Origin of the sequence: Acinetobacter sp. A3, assembly GCF_012371415.1 — a bacterium.
GTDB lineage: Bacteria > Pseudomonadota > Gammaproteobacteria > Pseudomonadales > Moraxellaceae > Acinetobacter.
In genome coordinates, this window is sequence record NZ_JAAZQW010000068.1 from 1 (window position 1) to 5,938 (window position 5,938).

General features: G+C 37.8%; 4 protein-coding genes. 2 read left to right on the forward strand and 2 right to left on the reverse strand.

The window, feature by feature from the left end; all coding sequences use genetic code 11:
* Positions 1-658 precede the first annotated feature (658 nt).
* On the forward strand, positions 659-1,831 hold the full coding sequence (locus HHA42_RS12945; RefSeq protein ID WP_168526791.1) for an MFS transporter: 1,173 nt from the start codon (positions 659-661) through the stop codon (positions 1,829-1,831).
* 94 nt (positions 1,832-1,925) lie between these two features.
* Here the strand turns inward: HHA42_RS12945 and HHA42_RS12950 are convergent, their stop codons facing one another.
* Together HHA42_RS12950 and HHA42_RS12955 are read right to left on the reverse strand one after the other, a co-directional pair.
* Positions 1,926-3,416: an amidase family protein gene (locus tag HHA42_RS12950; RefSeq protein ID WP_168526793.1), complete on the reverse strand. Its 1,491-nt coding sequence runs from the start codon at positions 3,414-3,416 to the stop codon at positions 1,926-1,928.
* Positions 3,417-3,467: 51 nt separating this feature from the next.
* Entirely contained in the window at positions 3,468-4,886 is a 1,419-nt protein-coding gene (locus HHA42_RS12955; RefSeq protein ID WP_168526795.1) for a GGDEF domain-containing protein, read from the reverse strand.
* Positions 4,887-5,133: 247 nt separating this feature from the next.
* Here HHA42_RS12955 and HHA42_RS12960 point away from each other — a divergent pair, with 247 nt between their 5' ends.
* Positions 5,134-5,631, forward strand: coding sequence for a hypothetical protein (locus HHA42_RS12960; RefSeq protein ID WP_168461151.1), 498 nt, complete (start codon positions 5,134-5,136; stop codon positions 5,629-5,631).
* Positions 5,632-5,938 lie beyond the last annotated feature (307 nt).

A 5,938-nucleotide genomic window follows, 5' to 3' on the forward strand; every position in this document is an offset into this window, starting at 1 on the left:
GTTTAATTCGTCTGATCACAGATACTTTATAAAGTATTTTAATACTTTTTTGAATCCGTCAATGCGTAAGTCCTATAATAATAAAATCGGAAAATTAAAATGAGCCTAAGTCACTTGGTTTTAGCCATTCTTGCTTTGCTTATCGCTGGCACTTTACTCACACTTAAAGCAGAAGAGACCCGAAGAATAGACCCTGAGTGCGGGCATGAATACCGCACCGAGCTATGTAATGGGTATCTATATGCCAAATACAATGACTTACCCTCAGCAGATAAGTGTGACGACGAAAAAGATGACCCTGAAATAAATTTTAACGAAGAGTTCCACAAAGGCTGTTTAAGTTTTTTTGATAGGCTTTTGGCGGCTAGGTAGTTGGAATATGCATGGCAGAGTAAAACTTGAAGTGCGACATAAACCACCTAAGAACCCCATCAATCCATCACCTCACTTAATGCAACGTGCTTTTCATCAAATTTAATCATAAAATTAAGAACATCTGTGTCTTATGCTGCGGTCTACAAAAAATTAGGAAAAATATTTTTTTAAAGTTTGTAGACTGATTTGTAGACAGTTGAACTGCAATTAAGGACAAACTAATGCAATGCTATGCAACCTTAGAATATTTTAAGTTATTGAAAATGCAAGGATATGCAAGCTAATGCAACCTATTCCAATTCGACACAAACTAAGTGGATTCTACTTTTTCTACTATGCAATCGTTGGCACCTTTCTTCCGTTTTGGAGTTTATATTTAGAAGATCAAGGCTTTAATTATCAGGAAATTGGTTTTCTATCTTCAATTGCTATTTTAACTCGCTTTTTTGCGCCTTTTATTTGGGGATGGATTGCCGATAAATCTGGCAAGCGTATGTTATTGGTACGTATTGCTACATGGATGGAATCCTTTATATGGCTGCTGATTTTTATAGTCCCGAATAGCTTTCAGTCGATTGCTTTACTCATGCTCATTTTTAGTTTTTTTCAGAATGCAATTTTGGCGCAGTTTGAAGGCGTGACTTTATTTTGGCTAGGGGATAAACGTGCTGAATTATATGGAAAAGTGCGTAAATGGGGCTCGGTTGGTTTTATTGTTGGGGTATTTGGTATTGGTGCAATTTTAGAAATTATCCCAATTTCTATGCTGCCAATGCTATTACTCAGCATTTCACTTTTGGCATTTCTATGGTCATTTAGCATTCGGGAACCCAGCGCTGCACCTACATCACAAAAGCAACTTGAACCGTTAATGCCTATTTTAAAGCGTCCGGTGGTGTATTCCTTTTTTATGATTGAGCTGGTTTTACTGTTTTCTCATGCACCATTTTATAGTTTTTACAGTAATTTTTTACATCAAGCGGGTTTTTCAACCACGCAGATTGGATTGTTGTGGTCAGTTGGTGTAATTGCAGAAATTATAATGTTCGCTTACGCCACATGGTTTTTACAGCTGTGGTCTTGGCGTGTTTTAGTCGCTTTTTGTTTAGGAGTTACGGCACTGCGCTGGGTGATGGTCGGCTTATTTCCTAGTACTTTCATAGTACAGTTTTTAGCACAAAGTATTCATGCATTTAGTTTTGGACTATTTCATATTATTGCGATGCGGGTAATTTTTCAGAATTTTTCTGTAGGGCAACAAGGTCGTGGACAAGCTTTATATAGCACGATGTGGGGCTTAGGTGTTGCATTGGGCAGTATTTTAGCAGGCCATTACTGGGATTTACTTTCTGGCGAGATGATTTTCATTATTGCAGGGTTATCAACGCTTATTGGATTGGTTTTTATTTGGGGCTTACCTAAACAGGTAGAATCTACAGAAGTGCAAAAATCTTGATTTATACTATTTTTAAATTAAAAGCACGCAACTGAATTTTGCAGTTGCGTGCTTTTGCTGCTAAATCGCCCTATATGAATAGGGCGTAGATTTCTTAAATGCGAATTTTTGCGTATTGACCCCACCAAGGCTGTGCATATTCAAGTTGTGCCGCCAATTGTAATAAAACATCTTCTCGTGCAAAGGGCGCAATAAACTGCGAACCTAAAGGCAAGTTATCTTTATTCCAATACAAAGGCACTGACATGGCAGGTAGTCCTGTAATATTGGCGAGTTGGGTAAATGGTACCCATTTTAGGTTCTCTTTAACAATGCGATCTACCAACTTGCCTTGAGCCAGCCAATGAGCTTTACCCGCATGCAATAAGGTTTTTAAAATTGGTTTTTGCCATGCAGGCGTTTTGACCTCACCATTTTTAGGTGCAACAGATGCCGTGGCTGGAATTAAATACAGATCGTATTTCTCAAAAAAGTGATTCATTTGTGTGACATACACACCCCAGTTATTTAAATTACGAATGTAATCTACAGAAGATGTTTTTGCACCAAAGGCTGCCAAAGCCAAAGAATCTAGCTCAAAGTTATCTGATTTTTCAGGTAAACGTGTTTGAATTTCTGCAATTAAATAAGCAAACTGGCTAAACCATGTGGTAATAAAATCTTTAGCCAACTGCATTCCATCAATCGCAGGGCGGTCTTCAACCACTTCATGCCCTAAAGCCTGTAACAGTTTCACAGTTTGCTGAATGGCTTGAACTGCATCTTGTGAAACTGGCGTACCAATAGGTGATTGCGTGCAATAGGCAATGCGCAGTTTTTTAGGCGGCTTTTGAATCGCGTCTAAATAAAGACCTTTTGGTGCTTCAATTTTAAATAAAGAGTTGTAGTCTGGCCCATGAGTTGCATCAAGCATTGCAGCACTGTCTCGCACACTTTTGCTTAAAATATGCTGCATGGCTGCACCATGCATGGCCTCACTGGTATGAGGTCCCCACGGGGTGCGACCACGACTTGGCTTTAAGCCAAACAAACCACAGTATGAGGCTGGAATACGAATAGAGCCGCCACCATCACTGGCACCTGCAATTGGAACAATTCCTGCTACTACTGCCGAAGCTGAACCACCCGAAGAACCGCCACTATTATGTTTTAAATTCCATGGATTTTTACATGCCCCCCAAGCATCGGGTTCAGTTATTCCTTTAATGCCAAACTCAGGTGTGTTGGTACGACCAAAAGTGACAATACCACTATTTTCCCAACGATTCACAATTTCAGCATTTTCTTCTGCAAGATGGCCTGCACGTTTTAAGCCCTGACAGCCAAAAGAGATTGGATAACCTTTGTATTGTTGAAATAAATCTTTAACTAAAAAAGGTACACCTGCAAATGGGCCAGTCAGCTTTGCTTGGGTGCGCTGCCGTGCATGATCATGCATGGGGATGATAATGGCATTTAATTTTGGATTGGTTTGTTCGGCTCGGTCTAAGGCAATTTCTAGTAATTCTGATGCCTGAATTTCTTTTTTGGCCACCAATTTGGCTAAGCCTAAAGCATCATATTGAAGATATTCTGCAAGTTTCATTTCAATCCTGAAAATTGTTATTGTCAAAATGATGTTGTATGCGATTTTGCTTTAAGATGCAAGAATGACCTGATTACGACCACGAGTTTTGGCTTGATACAGGGCTTGATCGGCCTGATTAACAAGCTCCTGTAATGCCAATGTAGTTGGTAGATTGCTGTGTGAAACCCCAATACTGACAGTAAGAGTAATCGGTTCACGCTGTGCTAATTTGAGTGGTGTTTCCGCAATACTACGACGAATTCTTTCTGCAATTTTTTCTGTTTCGCTTAAGCTATTATTTTTAAGTAAGATAATAAATTCTTCACCACCAATACGGCTAAATAAATCAGTTTCACGTAAGTTGCTTTTTACCAAAGAGACCAAATGTTGTAAGGCACGATCACCCACATAATGCCCATATTGATCATTCATTTGTTTAAAATGGTCAATATCCAACATGATTAATGAAATTGCACGATTTTTTCTGTCTTTTAAGGCAATTTCACTGAACTCGACAAAACTACGACGGTTGAGTGTTTCAGTTAGACTGTCGTGATTGGCGAGATATAAAACTTCTTGATAGAGCTGTCTGCGGTTTTGACTGATCACACATAAAAGTAAAGTTGCCAACGCTAAAATGATAAGCCCGACACGTATTGAAATAATCGTGGTTAAATAACTCGAATTTACTTCATCTAAAAACATGCCTGTAACACTATGGTAAAGCGTTAATGCCACCAAACTGTTAATTACAGATAAGTTAAATAAGCGATAGGTCGATGCCGCCCAAATTAAAGCTGCAAGCGGGTAGAGCAATGCACCTGGCCCATAAAAAATGTGTGTGCAGACAATAGAAAGTAATAGCGCCAAAAATGGCAAAGTGTCATAGACACGGATTTGCTTTAAATTTTGTAAATGTGTCGCGTGTTTAATTTTTTGCCAACTGGGTGCAGCCAAAATTAACGGCAGAATAATAACGGCATTGAGTACTTCACCCGACCACCAAGTAAAAAAATCAATCCAGCGATTTTCTACCAGCATAAAACTGTGCGGAAGATGCGGAATAACCGTGATTGCAGTGAGTGCGCCAAAGAAGCATCCACAAGTCACGCCAATAATATGTGGGTACAGTAAAGACACATTTTGGTGATTTATTGACAGCTTAGAACGTGCATAATCAAATAAAAACAAGCCACTCAATACAGCAATAAGATTAGAGAAAGTCAGTGCAAGGCTAATTAGTATGGAATTGCCGGTGACTAAATCTGCTACCATATAACCCGTAAATACGCCCAGTAAGCCTGCGGCATTTTTAAGGTTTGGAAAACGAATGAACAAGCCCAATAACAGCGCATTGGTTGGCCAAAAAAATGCAAAATAACTTAAGGGACGAGTAATAATACCCAGCAAACAGGCAAGAAAAACCAAAACCGCGAGCAGCACAAAGGCAAAAATCTGCCTTTGGAATGTAGATGGCGTTTGCGTCATGCTTAGGTCTTGCAAGGGATTACTCTCTGTATTGCAATTTGTTGGTTAATGAACAAAAAAGCTTAATTTAGACAACATTTGAAACAAAAATGTGATCATAGCAAATAACCATGACCTGTAAAGTTAAATAAATGTAAACTGCATCACACTTTGGTGAAATAAAAATTGTTGAGTTATGTTTATAGATTCTGAATCAATTTAAAAGTATGCTAATTTGAGCAAATGGTTTATATCTATCAATAAATGTATGAAAAAAATATATCTAATGACAGCGTTTGTTTTATGTTCAACATTCGCAATTGCCAATGAAAATACATCAACTATTGATGCTACAAAATTAGCAACGGTTCAAACGGCACAGTCAGTACAGAATACAAATAAATTTCGCGTTGTAACACGTCCAGAAATTGTAGGACTGTGGGGTATGCAAATTCCCAATAATCGTAAATGCATTGAATATTATAATTTCAAAAGTAATAACGATGTGATCATCAAAAGTGGTCAGGAATGGTCTGCTGGGGTGTATGACTATCAACCATCTCAAGATCCTGCCAACCTGTTACCTGCCTTAATTTTACAAATTAAATATGACAATAACGAGGTCGATTGTTCAGGGCATCAGGAAGATCAAACCGGTGATATTTCACAGTATTTTGTGAAATGGAAAAATGCACATACCATTAATTTTTGTAGTAATGAAAAAGCAGAACAATGTTTTGCAACTTTGTATCGAGTTTTGCCTTAAACCAAGTGTAAAACCATTTAACTTGAGGATGTATTGAATAAAGGCGATTCATCCTCGTAAACGTGCATACAGTTAAATAACCTTTTAAAAATCAATCTAAAATTTATTGAATAACAACTTAAAAGATCAATAATAAATTAGATGAGCAGTTAAAAGACATCCTTCAAGTTTCTTAAATTAGTAAGCGACTTGAAGGATGTTGCTTAGAAATCTGTACTAAAATTATTGTAAGAGTAATTAACTATAACTAAAAATATAGACAAATATTTGCATAAGTTCTCATTTTGTCTATGTCGATTCAGTAGTG

Excerpts from the sequence above, each read along its gene's own strand:
- HHA42_RS12960 (WP_168461151.1), top strand. The coding sequence starts at position 5,134 with ATGAAAAAAATATATCTAATGACAGCGTTTGTTTTATGTTCAACATTC.
- HHA42_RS12945 (WP_168526791.1), top strand. The coding sequence starts at position 659 with ATGCAACCTATTCCAATTCGACACAAACTAAGTGGATTCTACTTTTTC.
- HHA42_RS12955 (WP_168526795.1), bottom strand. The coding sequence starts at position 4,886 with ATGACGCAAACGCCATCTACATTCCAAAGGCAGATTTTTGCCTTTGTG.
- HHA42_RS12950 (WP_168526793.1), bottom strand. The coding sequence starts at position 3,416 with ATGAAACTTGCAGAATATCTTCAATATGATGCTTTAGGCTTAGCCAAA.